Annotated in this window: 11 protein-coding genes; 1 reads left to right on the plus strand and 10 read right to left on the minus strand. The window is 46.3% G+C overall.

All coding sequences use genetic code 11. The features are described 5' to 3' along the window. Positions 1–5: 5 nt before the first annotated feature. From H6780_00810 to H6780_00855, 10 genes are all read right to left on the minus strand, one after another. Complete coding sequence (locus H6780_00810; GenBank protein ID USN88951.1) at positions 6–6,200, minus strand: right-handed parallel beta-helix repeat-containing protein; 6,195 nt, start codon at positions 6,198–6,200, stop codon at positions 6–8. 2 nt (positions 6,201–6,202) lie between these two features. Further along, positions 6,203–6,925 (minus strand): hypothetical protein, encoded by a 723-nt coding sequence (locus H6780_00815; GenBank protein ID USN88952.1) that lies wholly within the window; start codon positions 6,923–6,925, stop codon positions 6,203–6,205. An 83-nt stretch (positions 6,926–7,008) separates the two neighbouring features. Continuing rightward, positions 7,009–8,115: a hypothetical protein gene (locus tag H6780_00820; GenBank protein ID USN88953.1), complete on the minus strand. Its 1,107-nt coding sequence runs from the start codon at positions 8,113–8,115 to the stop codon at positions 7,009–7,011. Positions 8,116–8,191: 76 nt separating this feature from the next. Further along, positions 8,192–9,601 carry an Asp-tRNA(Asn)/Glu-tRNA(Gln) amidotransferase subunit GatB gene (gene gatB, locus H6780_00825; protein USN88954.1) on the minus strand — a complete coding sequence of 470 codons (1,410 nt, stop codon included), beginning with the start codon at positions 9,599–9,601 and terminating at the stop codon, positions 8,192–8,194. Between the two features lie 138 nt (positions 9,602–9,739). Then, positions 9,740–10,714 carry a GTPase ObgE gene (gene obgE, locus H6780_00830; GenBank protein ID USN88955.1) on the minus strand — a complete coding sequence of 325 codons (975 nt, stop codon included), beginning with the start codon at positions 10,712–10,714 and terminating at the stop codon, positions 9,740–9,742. A gap of 72 nt (positions 10,715–10,786) precedes the next feature. Further along, entirely contained in the window at positions 10,787–11,137 is a 351-nt protein-coding gene (locus H6780_00835; protein ID USN88956.1) for a phage holin family protein, read from the minus strand. 74 nt (positions 11,138–11,211) lie between these two features. Further along, entirely contained in the window at positions 11,212–13,731 is a 2,520-nt protein-coding gene (gene secA / locus H6780_00840; GenBank protein ID USN88957.1) for a preprotein translocase subunit SecA, read from the minus strand. Between the two features lie 126 nt (positions 13,732–13,857). Next, the gene (locus H6780_00845) at positions 13,858–14,046 is read right to left on the minus strand and encodes a hypothetical protein (GenBank protein ID USN88958.1); all 189 of its coding nucleotides are present in this window, start codon (positions 14,044–14,046) and stop codon (positions 13,858–13,860) included. Between the two features lie 183 nt (positions 14,047–14,229). Continuing rightward, positions 14,230–15,348, minus strand: coding sequence for a UDP-N-acetylmuramate dehydrogenase (locus H6780_00850; protein USN88959.1), 1,119 nt, complete (start codon positions 15,346–15,348; stop codon positions 14,230–14,232). A 4-nt stretch (positions 15,349–15,352) separates the two neighbouring features. Further along, positions 15,353–17,575, minus strand: a complete 2,223-nt coding sequence (locus H6780_00855; GenBank protein USN88960.1) for an O-antigen ligase family protein — start codon at positions 17,573–17,575, stop codon at positions 15,353–15,355. Between the two features lie 505 nt (positions 17,576–18,080). On the opposite strand from H6780_00855, the gene H6780_00860 reads away from it, so the two are divergent. Further along, the gene (locus H6780_00860; GenBank protein USN88961.1) at positions 18,081–19,307 is read left to right on the plus strand and encodes an oligosaccharide flippase family protein; all 1,227 of its coding nucleotides are present in this window, start codon (positions 18,081–18,083) and stop codon (positions 19,305–19,307) included. The last annotated feature ends 2 nt before the right edge of the window (positions 19,308–19,309 follow it).

Genomic DNA, 19,309 nt, shown 5'->3' on the forward strand with positions numbered 1-19,309 from the left:
CTTTACTACACAGCATCTTCGCTATGTGGAGACTCTGCTTCTACTTCCTCAGTTGCCGAAACGGGGTCGGCTTCCGTTGTATCTGCAGCCGGCGGCTCCGGTACTTCCAGCGACTCATCTTCCGTTATGACTATATTTTCTTCATTCTCTGCCACGACTTCGTCCCCAAGCCCTTCACCTGCTTCTGTCACAGGCACACCTTGCTCAGCTTCTGTTTCAGATGAAGAAGTAGCCGTCTCCACTGGCGCCGGCGGCTCTTCCGTGGTGGTGGCTACCTCGTCGGTGGAAGTGGCGGAGTTCGGAGGGAGCACCTCAGTTGGTGGCTCCGATACAGCACCTTCTTCAGAGGATTCGCTACCCTCTCCTGTCACTGGTGAGTTATTTGAACTCACTGGCGCGCTAGAATTTGTGTTCAGCATAGTACGCAAGTCATCAGCGGTGACACACACTCCGTCGACACAGAGCTCACTAGTCTCAACCTTGTCTGCCTTAAGTGTAAAGACTGAAAGAACGCCGTCTACGAAGTTGTTGGCAAGTGTCACTAGGCGATCGAAGATTGTTTCGTCTTCATTATCACCAACCGTCTCAATCGATGAGGTGCTAAAGAGTGTGCCGAGCGACGCAAGCTGTGAATCATCAAACCAGCGGTAGCTTCGATCAACAAACATTACCACGCGACCGACCTTCACTGCCGTACCGTCCGCCAATCGCTTTGTTTCACTTCGCTCATCACGCAGCGCGTCCATTTGCTCAGCCACACTCTCTGCTTCAGCGATGTGGTTTGCTTCATCAATCTGACCTTGTGTAGTGGTGGCCGAGAGCGGCACACACGGTTCATCGCCTACCGCATTACCACCACCGTAATAACAACCATCATCAAGTCGCGGATCAAGATTGGTATAAATTGGCTCATACACTGGCTCCACCATGTCGTCACCAAATTGATTGAGATATGTTTCACTGTACTTGCGTGCATCATCAAAGTCCTCTAGAGCAATACCAATAGTTGCTCCCGTGCCAGTTGCCTTCATGGCTACGCCCGGCAGAGATGAAAGCATAAGTGAATCACCACGCTTAATTGGACCGTTTTCGGTTGAAAGCTTCACTGGCACACGTCCAGATAGCGCCAGTGGGTACCCACGCTCTCCGGCACGAAGTGAGGAATCGTCAAAACCAAGAAGCAGACCCGGCTTGGTAGAAACCACACCAAGAACCGGCATGTCACTTCCCTGTTCTGCACGATCAATTGAAAGCTCACCATCAAGCACCACCACTTCGCCTGGCTCGAGATTGGTGCTGCTGAAATACATTTCTGCGAGGTCAGAATTTCCAGTCAGACTTTCTACTGAAGTGATGCGCCCTGACGTAGAAGCAGTACACGAACCATCATTATCGACACAAATACCACCAAAACCAATCTGAAGTCCTGCAAGATGGTTGGTGGTACCATCACCGATGGTAGTCGTGCCGTAGGCTGATACTGTAAAGACCGATGCGCCGCCGTTTTGGAAGTCGAGGTACTTAGATGTGGACGAAGAGAATGACCCCGTGCCATTACCAAAATTCATCTCAAGGCCGGTACCGGCGAAGGTTGAGCTTGACTGGAACAGTGAAAGCAAGCTGGCAGTAGTAAGCGTATCAGTATACGCACGAATTGCATTACCTTGAGCAGTACCTTCGGTCTCAAAGAAACCAGCTGCTGGCTCGTAGGTATCGCCTGCTTCACCAGTCGTGACTGCTCGCACACCAAAAGTGCGGGCGAAGGCTGAAATCGCCGTATTTTCACCGTACGTATTCGCACCGCGATTGGCTTGTACTTCAAGCGTACGCACCGTATTACCATATGTAGTATCGTCCCGCAGGCGAATCATACTCCCCACAATGGTGGTAGTGGCAGTGTTATTAGCATCGAGGAAAAATCGATTACCATACTGCACTGCTGAAAGAACACTGTTTTGTGTTTCGAGGTACTGATCAAGTCCAACCACTCCTGCTCCAGAAAACGCAGTATTTTGAATTGCCAATTTTGCCGCTGGTGAAGTGGTGCCAATACCAACCCTACCTGCGTTTGTAATATGAAAGAGCGCATCACCGGTTGATGACGCAACCGTAAGGAGCGGCTTGGTAGCATCGGTTGCGTCACCAAGCACGCTGAAGCGTGCCCAAGGCGAGGTAGTACCAATACCCACAGCAAGATCGGTCACACTACCCGCTCCATCAGATTCACCATACAGAGTAAGTAGTGAGTTACCATCAATAGCAGCAGTATAACTTTCGACAGTACCAACCGAAGCGCCAGCAGTGACGCCCATGTCAGTCCACGTCACCACTCCAGCATCATCCTCAAACTTCATGTTGCCCAACGCCAGGTTCTCAATAGTGGTCTGGTTGGTTGCTGCGTTATACGAAATTGCACCATTATTAACATCAAAGCCACCAGAGATAAGTGTATTTGCATACGAACCTGAGGTATCAATCCGGAAGATTGGCGACACTGAACTTGAAGTAGCGATAGTCCACGCAAAACTATCACCATTCACTACCGTACTGGTGGCAGCAGTGAAGTAATGAAGAAGGAGTGAAGATGCACTTGAAGACGCGAAGTTAATCACGTTTGAGTCGAGCCAGGTGTTGCCGGCGACAGAAAGTTTTGCCGCTGGACTTGACGTACCCAGGCCGAGATTGCCACTGTTGGTCATGGTTAAGACACGACCGGAAGCATTGTCGAGTGTGAGAATATCTCCTGCACCTAGCTGTGTGATAGCAGCGGACGTTGCAGTAGTTGAACCAATGATGCTGAAGAGATTGTACCCGCGAGCGCTATCTGTCGTGATCGTAGTCCTATCCCATTCGTTGTAGCGAGTACTCGCACTCGCATCCGCGATGTAGTTTGTGCTGTTTGGATTTTCGAAATGATTTGAAGCAAGAGTCGTATCAACAGCACCGCTGGCAATTTCTATCAACGCATACGTCGACGTCGAATAAATACTATTTGCAACGATTGCGATGTTTGTGGTTTCTGCAATATCGATTGCAGGATGTGCACCAGACAAACCTATTGAGTACAATTGGTTATTAGAAATGACATTGTTGGCAGCATTGCCGCCGTACCTACTATATGCAGCAATTGCGGCATGTCCAACATTCTCAATTTTGTTGTTAGAAATAGTGTTATCTGAAGCACCCCAACCTAGAAAGATACCGTTTGCACCAACAAAGCTGCCGAAGATGTTTCTGATAACATTATTGCTAACAATATTATGTGAAGGAGCATAGCTATACGGAGCGTCAAAATAAATACCTGCACTAAGATTTGATAGCTGGTTACTCGAAATAACGTTGTACATAGACTCCTCAGTTAGAGTAACACCCTTGCCAGTATTGGAGATAACGTTATTAGCAACATTAGAGTAAGTTATATTCTCGAAGTAAAGAGCACTGTCAGCACTCGCCCACATTGTATTGTTCTGAATTGACAACCGACTCGAATTATATGCAGCTATGCCGTCCCAATTTTCACTAATGTTGTTACTAGCAACCTCCACATCAGACGAACCGTCAATATCAATGCCTGCGATATTGTTATTCTTGATTCTTATGCGACTGGAAAGAAAAACGTTTATTCCATATATATGTTTATTATTTATCACAAGAACATCAGTCGAATTGTTAACATCAGCACCATAGTTATCAACATTAACTACCTCAAGCTCAGATATGGTTGAGCTACTTGAATCACTGAGGTACACCGCAGTTTGTGAACTAGATTGGTTTGCCTGATTACCATCAATTTTGAGACTAGAAATTGCCACTCGAGGAGTGCTGCTTGCTCTCAAAATAACCACATCACCCAAATCGTTATTGTCCTTCAATTTAATCACAGTAGAAACTCCTTGCCCGATAAGCTGAGTGTTGGTCGCCATATTTATTGCGATACCTGGTGCGGTGGATGTAGAAACTTCAAAGTTACCAGCCAAGAGATACACCGTACCACCACCGCCATTGGCATACACATAATCAATCGCCTGCTGAATCTCAACTTCGTCACTCGTACCATCAGCCACGTAGTCAGCATATGCCTTTTCTGCTGCTGGAGAGTCTGAGGCTGCCACCACCACGGAAGTGTCGCCTGCGGTATTGAGACAGTTTCCATCGGCAGTCTGGAAACATCCACCAGAGAGAGCGATACCATTGGTGAAAGTTGAGGTAGCTGTCGTAGATGCCACAATCGCTGTATTAAACGTACTCGTCGCACTCGTAAATGCTCCAATCACATTCGCACCCACGGTGCTGCCAGTACCGAGCTTGAAAGTGTCGTCTGAATCATCAAGACCAAAGTAATAATCGAGTGCGTTACCATCAAACAAAGTAAAGGTGTCTTCAGCTAAGCCAGAGCCAAGCGTGTAGCCGCTCCCTGTTCCACCAGTAGAGGCGAGTGAAAGGATACCAGAACTATCAACGCTCAGCTCTGCATAATTTGAACCATCATATGAAAGCCGGAGGCTGTTGCCTGCTCCGAAAATATCGAGCATCGCGCCAGGTGAAGCAGTACCCAAACCAAGATTGGTACCGTCGTACACAAAGGTGGAATCAAACGCGAGCGCTGAACCTGAGACATACGGAATCGCATTACTGGTATAAGACCCCGGCGTATCAGACAACCCTAAGAAAGTGCCATTACCAAGGCCGAGCGATGAGGTGGCAATGTCTGCCCAGGCGGTACCATTCCAGTAAAAAAGGTCACCGTAATTTTTGGTCATGGCCGCCACGTCAGACAATTCTTCAATAGAGTTGTCAGTCAAATTATCAGCCGTACGCGCTGTCTGTTGTGTTTCCCAAAAATTTGCTGAAGTTGTTGAGAAGCTATTAGCTATGTAATAACTACCCTCTTGACCATCGAATGTGCCCACCCAATCACCGCTCGTGTCGGACAAAAAGCCTAGACTAGAAGTTGCGACCCACTCCACACCCGCACCCGTAGTCTGAAGCACCTGACCAGTAGTACCTCGAGTAGCATTATTGTCATACACACCTCCCGTAAGAGCTATATCGCCAGCTACTGATAGCTTGGCGTACGGTGAGGTGGTACCGATGCCGACGTTGCCAGTTGGAGTAATAACCGCTGCTGTACCAGAACCAAAAACAGAACTGTTGACATTAAATTCAATACCTTTTCCAGAACCTCCATGTATAGCAGTATTTGCAGTACTACCGTTATACCCAAACGCAGCACGATCATTAGTGATACCTATATAGTTTACATCCGTAATAGCACCGTAACGGTTGACATAGATATGCGAGCTAGTACTCGTTGTTTGTATACTACCTGACACGTCAAGCCTAGCAGTTGGTGTTGATGTCCCAATACCAACGTTGCCGCCCGAGGTGATGGTAAGCCGTGAAGTGTTATTGGTAATGAGTCGTAAATCATGATTTGAGAAGGTGCCTAGGAAGCCTTGGAAGTCCTCACTGCGTACATCAACTTTTACCTCATTGGTCGTATCAGTGAAGCGAGCGCCAGCATTTGTCGCGCCTGCAACATTTAATAAGCGATCCATAGTAGTCGTGCCAATTCCTACTCTACCAGCAGCCGTCACTGTAAATAAATCATTCGAATTATAGTCCAGCAACGACAAAACATCGCCTGGTGCAATACTTCTAGTTTGCTGGATTGTTAATACTGGAGTGCCGTCAAAAGTATTAGCAATCATTTGATCAGCCTCATCGGAACGTAAGAAAGACGACGAGGCAACACCACCAAGCTTCATCGATTCGAAAGCGGCGGGCACTGCACCAAGTGGCTTGCGAGGTGACATCTCGCCGTCCCAGGCAGGCGCTCCAGTGCCGCCAATCTCCACACCCAAATAGAGCGTCTGACCGAAGTCGACACTAGTAAGCGGTGAAGTGGAGCCAAGCATTACGCTAAAAAGACCATTAGTGACTTGCACTTGATCAGCGCCAGTGAGTGATTCGGTCCATACTGCCGACGTAGTAGCCTGACTGGTGCTCTGCAACAACCAAAAACGCATGTTGTACGAACCATCAGGCACTGCCACTCCTGAACTGTCGGTAAGCTTACCTTGGTAATTAATTTGCTGATTTGGCTCAGCAGATACAAAACTTACCGCAACAAACAAAGCAAACATGGCAAGACTCATTGCCCTGGTCACTTTCTTGATTGTCGAATAAGCTAAAAACATACCTACATATTTGAAGACGATACAGGCACCCTTACAAAAGGCACTTCATTACCGACTTGATTACCGCTTGCGTCCACCGGAACAATCACTTGCGAACCATCAGAAAGACTTCGAACCTCTACTGTGTCGGAAAATAATCGTTCTGGTCGTTCTGTATTGAGCCCTGCCGGAAAAAGAATGATTCCATGATCAATCTCGCCGAGCGATGCTTGCGTAAATTGAGCCGTATCTTTCTGAGCCTGAGTCGCCGGCCGCTTTGCTTCTGAAACAACCGGACTTACTTGAGTCAACTGGGCCGATTGCTGTACGGTCACCTTGTCGGCAAGTGACACGTGAGCATTCGAGTGTTTTAGTTGGTACGCCCCTTGCCCCGCAAGCAAACCAACCCCGAGCACAAATGCAGCGGCAAAGGCAGCCCGTGCGTTAAGGGAATGTGCCTTTTTAATCTGTAGGGTGCGACGTTCTTCAACAGCCTCACGCAACTGACGCTCACGCTTCCTCTCTTGACTTAAAATCTTTTTTCGTACCTCTTGCTCAAGCGCAGCGTTTTCTGCGTACGACTTGAGTGAAGCGAGATCGACAAACCACTGTCGACCGATGTAAGAAGCGACAACTTTACCTTCACGAGCGAGGCGCGTGATGTAATCACGCGAATACGTTGTCGACCGAGCTGCTTCCTTGATTGGATGCAGTACTTTTCCATCAATCTCGAGTGAGCTATTCATATCGATTTAACTTTAATTATAAAGCTGAATCGACTACTCGAAGAACGTTTATATGTGTATAACTTTTACTACATTAATCACTCTTATTGACGCAAAAAATCGAGCAGGCTCGCCATCTGAAAAACAAGTCGAGAGTCAGAATTATCGTTCGTAACCGTAACCTGGAGGCTACTTAAAAATAGCAACACAACAACCACCAGTGCCATAACCGTGGCAATAACCGGCGAAAAAAGCACCAAGCTGCTTGTGCGATAACTGGCTTCATCCAAAGTAACTGATTTTGGCGAAAATGAAGAGACCATCTTTTTATCAGGAACAGTGCCTACAACGTGAGGAATTCCTTTTTCAAGACTTACCTTGGTCAAAAAGTCTCCCGTCGGTAGATTTGCTGGAGTTTCAGCCATTTGCGCCTCTTGAACAAGATTTGCACTGTTCCTTATTCTTTTAGTTTTTCCAACCTTGGCTAAAGCTGTGTCAGTGCCATGAACATTAACATCCAAAGACTCGGTACTTACAGGTTTATCAGATATATCTTTATTTTTAAAGATATTTCGTCTATCTGATGCGACATCTGGTATTGTCTCCGCTGATAAATCAGGCGCAGCAAGAGTCGCTTCTGCATCAGGATAGTCTAGAACAGGTATTTTACCTGATAAAGCTACCTCTGGCATCTCTGTTGGAGCAAATGATGACATATGGTGTGCACGGCTGCTCGATATACCTAGCTTTTTAGACTCAGCAGGTTGGATGTGAATGTACTTGGGTGGTCTTGTCTCTCGCTTAGTAAGCGTTGGGATAAGATTGCCGTGATCCGGTTCGTATGTGACACGCAAGCTGCGCCTGGCACCATGCTGGCGTAGTTGCTGATCGGCTAGAATTTTAAGGGTGGCCGACTTCAAAGGAGTACCGGCGACGCTGCGCTGTAGAGATGGTTGAACCTGAGTGTGAGTGATATTAGCTGACTCTTCCGCTACAAATTCTGTCTGCTGCGTAGCCTCTCTTTTTTGGTGCCGACCCGCTCTGTACTCATCCATCGAAAGCGGATTAACATACCAGGAACGACCAACCAACCTAGCATCAATTTTCTTGTTACGGCAGAGTTGACCAACATAATCTGCAGTATACCGAAACCGCTTGGCAATAACTGAAGCCCGCACATACTCAATACCATCAAGAACCACCTTGTCCATGTCCATATTTTAACAGAGAAAAAAATAATACACCTCTACTTAAGGTGTATTACTTTCCAGCCTAGACGAGAAAAGCTTATTTTAAAGCCTTTTCCAGCAAACTTTTTAGTACCGCAGGATTGGCAGCGCCACGTGTTTTTTTCATGCCCTGTCCAAGCAAGTACTGTAGAGCAGCCGCTTTACCCGCACGATATTCAGCCGCAACAGTTTCGTTCTCAGTGATAATTTCAGCAATAACTGACTCTAGTGATGCAGTATCAGAAACTTGTAGTAAGCCTTTATTCTCGGCGAGTACCTGCGGTGACACCTCAGATCCAAAAAGTTCCGGCAACAAATCCTTCGCTACACGAGAATTTATTTCGCCTGCACTTATCATATGCATAAGAGAAGCGAAATCAGCGACTTTGAGATCTGATAAGTGTCGATCTCCTGCAGACAGAATTGAAACCACATCTGAAGTGAGGTAGTTTGCTGAAAGCTTGAGTATTGATTCAGATTGCCCCACTTCAGTGATAAGCAAGGAAAAGTAATCGTCAAGGTTTTTATCGGATATAATTACCTCTACTTGATCACTCGGTAATCCGAGATTTTTATAATCTAGCCTTTTTTTACTTGGTAAAATAGGCATTTTCTCGGATAGACGATTTGAAGAAAACTCAGCATGTTCAGCCACGTTAATCTTTGGAATATCAGGATCTGGGAAGTAGCGGTAATCTTTGGCGGTCTCTTTTGAACGCTGACTAAATGTCTTGCTACGGTTCTCATCCCACCCCCGTGTCTCCTGCACTACTTTCCCTCCCTTTTCCAAAAGCTCAATCTGTCGAGCAATCTCGTACTGTATCGCTGCTTCAACTGATTTAAACGAGTTGAGGTTTTTCACTTCAACTTTAGTGCCAAAATGTTCATTAGGACTGACAGATATATTTGCCTCAACACGCATTTCCCCTCGTTCCATATTGGCATCAGAAATACCAAGTGTCCGAAGCAAAAGCTGTAACTCGCGTGCAAACTTTCCGGCAGTCGCAGCATCGTGAATGACTGGCTCCGTAACGAGCTCCATGAGCGGCACACCTGACCGGTTGAAGTCAACCAGACTTCCCTCACCCTTATCATGTTGACTGCGAGCAGTATCTTCTTCCAAATGTACTCGAGTGAGCTCAACCTCTTCTAGCGAGCCACCACTCAAGAACGGGTAAGCATACTGACTGATTTGGTACGCTTTGGGAATGTCTGGATAGAAGTAATTTTTTCGGTCAAACTCTGAGTATGTCGCTGGCGTTGCACCAACCGCTTGACCAAACATGAGAACCATCTCAATCGCCTGCTCATTAGGAACCGGCAGTGTACCTGGGTGTGCCAAGCATACTGGACAAACATTCGTATTAGGTTCATTGTCATGTGGAGCGTTTTTGCAACCACAAAACATTTTACTAGCGGTCTTTAGTTCGGCATGAACTTCAAGACCAATTGTCGGGGTGTAAGACATGGGTTTCAACAGATATTTAGCTACTAAGTCTGTGCTCCACATTGTACGGACAGACTCTTCAACTGACAAGCTGGCGCGCAGACTCACCAACAAACAGCTGCGTTTTGCAAACAGTGTGTTTTGAGTAGAATTCAAACGCTACCGTGAGCGAGATTGCAGATGCTGCATCAATGTATCTTGCAGTTTTTTGTAGGAATCAGGGTCATTTTGACCAACAACAAGAACACGTTTCTCATTTTTTTCAAGTCTTTTACAGACATCTCCAATATGATCTTGATTTACAAGGTCTTTTTTACTCAAAATTATCCATTCCTCCTTCTCTAGTAAACCATCTCCGTACTTAGATAGCTCTTCACGAATGGCATAATACTCAGAGACAGGGTCTTCGTGCTCAAGCGAAACCACATGAAGGAGCATCTTTGTGCGTGATACGTGACGTAGAAACTTATGACCAAGACCTTTTCCGTCAGCGGCGCCACTGATAAGACCTGGGATGTCTGCCAAGACAAAACCATACAACTCACCCAAGTGAGGCTCCAGTGTGGTAAATGGATACGCGCCAACACGAGACTGCGCATTGGTAAGTGAATTGATGAGCGTAGACTTACCAGCATTTGGCAATCCAACAAACCCAACATCAACTATCAGTGCGACCTCGATTAAGAAATTTCCTTCTTCGCCAGGACGACCTTTGGTCGCTTCCTCTGGAGATCGATTTGTTGCGGACTTAAAGTGCTCATTGCCAAGTCCGCCACCGCCACCTTTTAAAATACGCTCTGTCTGCCCCACATCAGTCACTTCAAATACTCGCCGACGGTCAATGTCAGTAATTTTAGACCCAACGGGCACGTCAATGAATAAATCTTCGCCGTCTTTACCCTCACGGCTATTGTTGGCGCCAGCAGCGCCAGCCTCCGCCACGAATGACTTATTCCCCGTATATTTAGCAAGGCGATTAAGGTCTTTTACTGCGCGCACAAAAACATCACCGCCGCGTCCGCCGTTGCCACCAGCTGGCCCTGCCATTGGCTTAAATTTTTCATGACGCCAGCGAACAACGCCGTTACCGCCGTTGCCTGCTTTTGCGTAAATTGTAATTTCATCAACAAACATACTGTTTTGAGTTTCAAAACAGTACCTTACTTAGGCAAAATATGCAATTAAAATACGGTTTGGCTAGACTCCTTAGCGAGTGGTACTTTTGCCAATCCAGCGACTACCAACAGTACTCACCACACTCATAAGAAGTGACCCTAGAAGCGCATACCAGAAACCATCAACAGCAAACCCTTCGATGAACGAAGCTGCGAACAAAAACAGCAGCGCATTCAATACAAAAGCGAACAGGCCAAGAGTGATGACCGTGATTGGTAGTGTCAGAACAAAAAGAATTGGCTTGATAATCGCATTTAAAAGACCGAGAATGATGGCAGCAATAAGTGCTGCGTAAAAATCGTCGACATGAATGCCTGCTACAAAATTCGCGATACACAGCAAGCCAAGTGCGTTAAACAGAAGTCTTAGAATAAGAGTCATAGAAGCACATTGTAAACTGCATTTACTATTTGAACAACAAAAAAATCCCTCGCGGGATCTTTTTTGACTAACTGCTACTTAACTAATTTCCACCCTTCTGCCAAGAGCGGTTCAGCTTTTTTAAATTTGAGCTCTTGTGTCTCTGAGCCATTGGTGATAGTTACCACATCATTACGACTGTGCGTCTTATTGGCCACAACCGGTGCGCGTTTCTTGCTCTGCGATTCTACTGTCTCACCAGCTGATTGCTGCGCAACTTCAGCTTCATGCTTTCGTTCTTCTTCTTCCTTGGCTACCACTTGTGGCTGAATGCGTGGCAATACTTCTGAAAGTCGCACGAAGAGAGCTTGTTGCATTTCCTTGAAGAGACGAGTGCCCTCCTTGCGATATTCAATCAGCGGGTCACGCTGTCCGTAGGCACGCAAACTCACACTTGAGCGCGTATAACCCATAACTTCAAGATGTTCCACCCAGAGCATATCGATCATTTGGAGCGTGAGGCGACGAAACACATCAGTGAAAACTTCAGCACCGAATTCTTGTTTCTTAGCCACAACCACTGCCTCTAACTCCGGGAACTCGTCAGTGAATTCCTCCATAACACTCTCCACTTCGGCCGGTTCACCAGTGAGCAGTTTGCGTCGACGAGCATAAATAGCCTGGCGCTGCACATTGAGTACATCATCGTAGGCAAGCACCTGCTTACGAGCATCAAAGTGGAACCCTTCGATCTTAGACTGAGCGCTCTCTAACGTGCGGGAAATCATACCCATTTCAATTGGCTGATCTTCGGGAATCTTAAACGTACCCATGAGGCTTTTCACTCGATCGCCACCAAAGACACGCATAAGCGAGTCATCCATTGAAACGAAGAACTGGGTTTCACCAGGGTCTCCCTGACGACCAGAACGACCACGTAGCTGGTTGTCGATTCGACGTGCCTCGTGACGCTCAGTACCGAGCACAAAAAGCCCACCAAGTTCTTTCACCTTTTTCGCCTCATCCTTGGACGCATCAGGTCCACCAAGCTTAATGTCGACACCGCGACCCGCCATGTTGGTAGCGAGCGTCACCGCACCTGGGCGACCAGCTGCCGCGATAATCTCACCTTCATGTTCGTGGTTCTTTGCGTTAAGCATTTCGTGCTTAATACTAGCAGTAGCAAGCGCCGCTGAGAGACGTTCGTTTGACTCAATTGAAGCAGTACCAATCAAAATTGGCTGACCCTTGGCATGCACCTCTTTCACTTTTTCAATAATCGCTGCGAACTTACCTTTTTCGTTCTGATAGATGAGGTCGTTACGATCAATACGTTGCACCTCACGATTAGTTGGTACCGGAATTACTTCAAGCTTGTACACCGTATAAAACTCCTCTTGTGAAGTCATCGCCGTACCGGTCATGCCTGACAACTTATCATACATACGGAAGTAATTTTGATACGTAATAGACGCAAACGTTTTTGACTCTTTCTGAATCTGTACAGACTCCTTGGCTTCAACCGCTTGATGCAAGCCGTCAGACCAACGTCGACCAGGCTGCAAACGACCAGTAAACTCGTCGACAATAACTACTTCACCATCACGCACCACATATTCCTTATCGCGGGTAAAGAGAGCTTTCGCACGAACAGCTGTCTCAAGATGATGTACATACTTAAGACCTTTCTCGGTATAAATATTTTCAATGCCGAGCATCTTTTCAGCCGCCTCAATCCCTGCATCAGTGAGCGTTGCACTCTTGTGCTTCTCGTCAACAGTGAAGTGCTCTTCGATATTTAGTCGTGCGGCAATGGTGGCAAAGGTTGGATATAGATTCTCTGTGTCTGAAGCCGGTGCAGAAATAATAAGCGGGGTACGAGCCTCATCAATCAGGATGGAGTCAATCTCGTCGATAATGGCATACGCATGGTGCGGTTGGCGTAACTTTGCTGCGTCGTACTCAATGTTGTCGCGCAAGAAATCAAAGCCGAACTCGCTGTTGGTACCATACGTAATGTCGGCAGCATACGCCTCTTGACGCGTACATGGACGAAGAAACTCATGTACCACCTTGTATGAACCTTTTTCATCACGCTCAGCATCCTTCTCCTGATGCTCAGGGTCGTAGAGATACGACTCTTCATGATTTACAATACCAACACTGAGTCCGAGCTTGTTGTACACCTGACCCATCCACACCGCATCACGGCGCGCAAGGTAATCATTAACGGTTACCACATGAACACCCTTGCCAGTGAGTGCATTGAGCGTCGCTGGCAGCGTTGCTACCAATGTTTTACCTTCACCCGTACGCATTTCGGTAATTTTCCCGCGGTGCAAGATAACACCACCAATGAGCTGCACATCGTAATGACGCATACCCTGTGTACGCTTAGCCGCCTCTCGCACCAGTGCAAACACATCAGGTAAAACCGCATCCAAATCGTCTGGACCGGATACTTTTGCTTTGTTTGCTTGCAAACGAGACACTAACTCATCATCAGACAACGCAGCGATTGCCTCCTCTCGACTATTAACATCAGCGACAATTGGCTTGATTGCCTTTAGTTCCTTTTCGTACGTAGGACCGAAAAATCTATCCAAAAATGACATAATGGGCGTAGTATAGCGCAATCTGACCAAAGATAAAGGCTTCTACTATTGCACTACGCAAAATCGCCCCAAAGGGCGATTATGCAATAAGTCGAACACGGAGGTGACGAACACCGTCCGTCCTAACTACTTTTTTTTCGAAGCTGTCTTCTTCTTTGCGGTCTTCTTTACTGCTTTCTTTGCAGTCTTCTTTACCGCTTTCTTGGTAGCTTTCTTTGCAGTCTTCTTTACTGCCTTCTTTGCTACCTTCTTAACAGCCTTCTTTGCAACTTTCTTAGCTGGCTTCTTAGCCACCTTTTTCTTTGCTGCTGGCATAGCGTGATGAGAGATACTTGTATGAATAAAGTTCGACCGCAAGACCTTCTCATTTTCAAAGAACAAACCAGGAGAAGATTTTTGCTTACAAATATTATGGCGCGTTATTAATCGTTACACAATTTTTTTTACAACCATTTTGGGGATAAAAAAATTTCTTTAAAAATTTTTTAAAGAAATTTTTTACCCGTATTTTTTCTCGCGATCATTACTCAAAACAAAATGTACCTCTGGCTCAATCGTAATTCCAAACGTACTCTCAACTGAGCGTATAATTAAGGTGACAAAATCGAGCACATCGCTTGCTGTTGCACCGACTTCTGTCACCACTGAGAGTGAATGCCTAGGTGAAATGCCGACCACTCCTCTATATCGCTTCTCACCATACGTGCGCTTGTTGTATGCGCTACACTCAAGCAAAAACGCAGTAGAAATTTTTTCTTCTGCTTCAGAAACCTCCCAGTGCCAGGGAGACATTTTTTCATCAAGTTCAGAAAACGTTTCATGCACCACCGACTGAATTTCAGCAAACTGTTTTTTACTCACGATTGTGTTTTTGAAAAACGATCCCGCTGAGCGAAACTGTCCCGCGAGCATGCCAATGTTGCTGCGCACATGCAGAATCGCTGCACGGATATCTGCCAAGCCAGGCTCAGCAACACCTTGTTCCTCTAGATATCGCGCAATGCTTTGTGACGAACTACGATACTGGAGATTTACTACCGCAGCTTTTGTCAGCAAAAACACCACTTCCAACACCACCAAATCAGCTCCCGCCGCATGTTTGAAAGTACTATCTCGATACCCAAACGCGCACTCCGCAGCGGTTAGTACTCGTTCAACTCCGGCCTGCACATCGTACACGCGCACCGCCTCAATCACATCAGCTACCTGTGCTCCGTACGCATTGATGTTCTGAATTGGTGCGGCACCGACAGTGCCCGGTATTCCTGAGAGATTTTCGAGACCTGACAAATCTCGCTCAACTGTTGCTGCTACAAAAGCGTCCCACGGCTCTCCAGCAGCAGCGGTGACGCGCACTATAGCGTCATCAGCGGTCGCCTCAAACGAAACTCCAGTAAGCTCATTTTTAATCACGAGTCGACCAATCACTCCATCATCGATAAGCACATTTGACCCTCCCCCAAGCACCCATATGGGCACTTTGTGCTCTTGTGCAAAAGCTGACAGTTCCGGCAAAACTTGTTCATCAGTGAGTCGATGAAAATACGCAGCAACACCACCTACATGTAAGGTGGTGTGCACATCCAACGGAATATTTTCTTCTACTCGTACTGTCATAGTACTAACAACCCTCCTGCGGATCGTTACCGTTCTCAATGTTGCCAATGAAACAGTTGGCAGTGGTCTCGAAATCTGGCAACGCCTCCTTTGCCTCTTCTAGCACAGTAATTGCCTGCTCCGGCTCACTATTTTGGTAGTAGAGATACGCGAGTGTGGCCCATGTCTGTGGCTCTTCAGCCCACTTCTGTGCACCATCTGGCGCAGCCTGGGTGCGATACTCGAAGAGTTTAATTGCAATGTCGTACTGCCCAAACTGATTGGCGGCGCTGATGAGGAAGTCGCTCGCTGCCAAGCGACGCATAATTGCGTCATCGGTGATTCGATCATCAGCACTTATCATAAGTAATCGCGCTTCATCTGGCTTTTGCGCATACAAAAGTCCCGCTGCGTAATACTCACGTGCCTCAAGATTGCGCACGTCGAGTTCAAAGGCGGTCTTAAAGTATTCGAGCGCCTCGTCATTCTTTCCTTCTGAGAGCGCCACAAAACCTTGCTGCTCAATAATGGCCTGCTTTAGCGGTGAGTATTCACGCGCGAGTGCCATATGCTCAGCTGCTCTCTCAAGATTACCAATCGCGCGATAGTAACTTCCCACAAACACATGCACGCGCGCGTCACCAGGCTTTTCCGACACTAAGCGACTCAGTTGTTCTTCAGTGTAGGACTGATACTCGGCCCGTACCGCTTCAGGAATCTTTGTGTCACGCACCACACTCATAGTTTGCTGAGCCAATTGTTCAGTAATCTCTTGATGAGCAAATGATTCGCGACCAATCGCCTGCTTAAAGTATCCGAGTCGCTCAGCCGGATCTGCCGCACGAAAAGCCAAAATAATATCACCTGCCGCATGCATACCCGGCACATGCGCAAAGTAAATCACCGCCACCACAAGCACGGCCATGACCGGCGCAGCAAATTGTTCAATGATTGACTTGTCTACCTTCCACTCCGCTACAGCCTTTGGCACGAGTCCAACTCGTGAATTAATCAAACCAAGAATAATTGCAAAGAAGATGTAGCTGACAATATTGTCAAACACTACGAGATTGTGGGTGAAGTACCCGGCCAAGATACCAAGGAGCACCCCACGCTCCATCGCATTAAACGCATGATCCTCCTTGTCGATAAGTGGACGAACAAGCAGGTACCACACGCACCACCCAAAGATGCTGAGATACACCACCAAACCAAGGATGCCGCCGGTCACCAGCCAATCCATGAAAATGTTGTGCGATCGATCAAACCACTGCTCTTGACCGTACAGTCGTGGATCATAGTATTTGTTAAAGACGTAATTGAAGTTGCTCTGGCCATACCCAAGGACTGGACTTTCTTTCACCCCTTCCCAAGCAGTACCCCAAATGATAGTTCTGATTTCCAAGTCGCCCAGAGAAATATTGGCGATACGTGCCAAGTTTGGGCTATTCTGCACAAATGCGGTATCACGAGCCGCAATAAACGTACCAACGCCAAGTAGTAGCACCACAAATGCACCGATGGCATACTTGCGATACTGCACAAACTGCTTGCCGAAGAGACCAATGTACGCTGCCATCACCATGATGCCAACCGCCAAACCAATTGCCGTACCACGAGTACCGGTCTCGATGAGCACAAAGGTAAACATGGCAGCCAGCACGCCATAGAGCACTTTATGGAACGTGACACGCGTCTCTACAAAGAGCCAAAACGCTACGAAAATATGGAAGAGCATGTACACCGCCATGTATGCGGCATTACCCAAACGGCTATCGATACGACTGCTGCCATCGACAAATCCACCATACTGCGCCAAGCCATAAAACGCTACTGCAAACGCCACGAAGAGTGAGGTGTTGAGCAGTCGCTGCCAATGCTCTTTCGTTTGCAGCACACTTCCTGCCACCAGCATGTACAAGAATGTGTGCACAAGCGATACGTAGCCATCCATACGCTCGAAGTTGCTCCAGAAGCTTACATTGCGATTGAGACCCCACCAGTCGGCCGCAAACATCACCACCAAAAGCGCACCAAAGCTCCAGACAATACCCGAAACTTTCGGCCGATACTTTACTTCATACAACGCGAGAATTGCCCACGCCGCGAATGTTACATCGACAATAATGCGAAACCAAAAATTCTTACCAGTAATGTACGGGAAGAAGTAATCATTCTCCACGTACAAGGTCAAAAACGGCACGGCAAAAATACCTGCGTAGACCAACCATTTCATTACGTCTTTCATATGGGTGAAACTATACCACGTACGCCCGATAAGCTCCGACTAGACGAGGCCGAGATTTGGAGGTGTAGGCTATACACAGAAAGACTGGTGGGCGCTTCACTACAAGAGTACTTCAATTTTCATAGTCGCTTCGCTTCTTGAAAATTTAGTCGCACGACCCACCGGTTTTATCCTCTACCGTTTCTCTCCCTTTCTTTTCCCTTCTTTCTCGCGCAGCTCTTTGTGTCCACTGTCACCATTTCTCAATTGCTCTTGCAAGACATAAACTGCAGTCACTTTGCACATTTTTACGAGAAACAACACATCAAACTTAAAGAGACATCTTTAAAGGTTCTACTTATGGTTAACAATGTACTTAATTACTAATTAGCTGCTAATATTAACCTATGAGAAAGATGCAAAATTTTGGTTACACTATTTTGTAACTAATTACAAAGTATAACTGTTAGACACTAGATGTGGTCATACAGAATTTGTAACATCGAATTCATTCTTCAGGAAAATTATGATTGAAAAACTCTTAAATTTGATAAGGTCTCATCGGCATCATCTCACAAACGGTGGATTTTTAGCCTACTCCAATCTAATCACCTCAATCACAAGCTTCGGCATTGTCTATATATTTGCTAATTTTATACCGCAAGAAACTTTCGGTACATATAAATATGTTCTGTCGATTGCAAGCATTCTGTCCATTTTTACACTTCAAGGAATGAATACTGCGGTCGCGCAGTCAGTGAGTCGCGGCTACGAAAACGCTCTCAAAGAAGGTATCCGCACCAAAATGTTATTCGGAAGCATTGGAACAGCTATTGGTTTGACTATAAGTGCATACTACTTTCTTCAAGAGAACACCATACTGGGAAGCTCTTTTTTAGTCACCGCTCTTGCAATACCTTTTTTTGGCACCTTTAACTTATACCGATCATACCTCAACGGGAAGAAAGAATATAAAGCAATCGCTCGCGAAACTACATTGTACAATATAGCTTTTTTTCTATTGTTCTCTGCCGTACTGCTCCTAACCAATAACATTGTCGTTATACTACTTGGTTACTTTTTATTTTCCGTTCTGCTGCAACTATATATCTACCTTAAAATTTCACGAACACTCCGCAACACCCAACAAACAACTGACCCTGAGATTGTCGGGTACGCAAAACACCTATCGCTACTCAAAGGACTTACCGTTGCCTCTGGCTCCATTGGCACCATAGCTCTTTGGCAAATCCTGGGCCCTCTTGCCCTCCCTGTATACACACTGGCACTCGCACCGATTGAACAAGTCCGGCCAATGCTTCAGCTAACTGAAAACCTACTCATGCCAAACATGGCTCAAAAAACATGGAGAACCTACTCCATTGGATGGTTTTTTAAAAAATCTGCAACTTTTCTTCTCATAATCTTGCTTCTTGTGGCCATTTACATTGGCTTAGCGCCACTTATCTATGAGCTATTCTTCCCAAATTATGCAGAATCTGTCTTTCTTTCACAGGTGTTTTCAGTAAGCCTTCTGTTCACAGGCATCAACATCATCCTGATGACTATAATGAAATCAAAAAAACAAATCCGTAATCTCTATCTAAGTAACGGCATTCTTATTTTCTTTGACCTTTTGACGATACCCGCTATCTATTTCTTCGGCATTTTAGGACTTGTAGTTAATGTACTACTCGGAAAAGCTTTTCTGACACTCGTTAGTTTATTCTTGATATTCAAACGAACTCGCTAAAA

The organism is Candidatus Nomurabacteria bacterium (assembly GCA_023898565.1).
Taxonomy (GTDB): Bacteria; Patescibacteriota; Minisyncoccia; order Phycocordibacterales; family UBA918; genus OLB19.

Bases quoted from the DNA above. Each gene is read 5' to 3' on its own strand.
- H6780_00810 (USN88951.1), bottom strand. From the start codon at position 6,200: ATGTTTTTAGCTTATTCGACAATCAAGAAAGTGACCAGGGCAATGAGT.
- H6780_00815 (USN88952.1), bottom strand. From the start codon at position 6,925: ATGAATAGCTCACTCGAGATTGATGGAAAAGTACTGCATCCAATCAAG.
- H6780_00820 (USN88953.1), bottom strand. From the start codon at position 8,115: ATGGACAAGGTGGTTCTTGATGGTATTGAGTATGTGCGGGCTTCAGTT.
- gatB (USN88954.1), bottom strand. From the start codon at position 9,601: ATGTCTTACACCCCGACAATTGGTCTTGAAGTTCATGCCGAACTAAAG.
- obgE (USN88955.1), bottom strand. From the start codon at position 10,714: ATGTTTGTTGATGAAATTACAATTTACGCAAAAGCAGGCAACGGCGGT.
- H6780_00835 (USN88956.1), bottom strand. From the start codon at position 11,137: ATGACTCTTATTCTAAGACTTCTGTTTAACGCACTTGGCTTGCTGTGT.
- secA (USN88957.1), bottom strand. From the start codon at position 13,731: ATGTCATTTTTGGATAGATTTTTCGGTCCTACGTACGAAAAGGAACTA.
- H6780_00845 (USN88958.1), bottom strand. From the start codon at position 14,046: ATGCCAGCAGCAAAGAAAAAGGTGGCTAAGAAGCCAGCTAAGAAAGTT.
- H6780_00850 (USN88959.1), bottom strand. From the start codon at position 15,348: ATGACAGTACGAGTAGAAGAAAATATTCCGTTGGATGTGCACACCACC.
- H6780_00855 (USN88960.1), bottom strand. From the start codon at position 17,575: ATGAAAGACGTAATGAAATGGTTGGTCTACGCAGGTATTTTTGCCGTG.
- H6780_00860 (USN88961.1), top strand. From the start codon at position 18,081: ATGATTGAAAAACTCTTAAATTTGATAAGGTCTCATCGGCATCATCTC.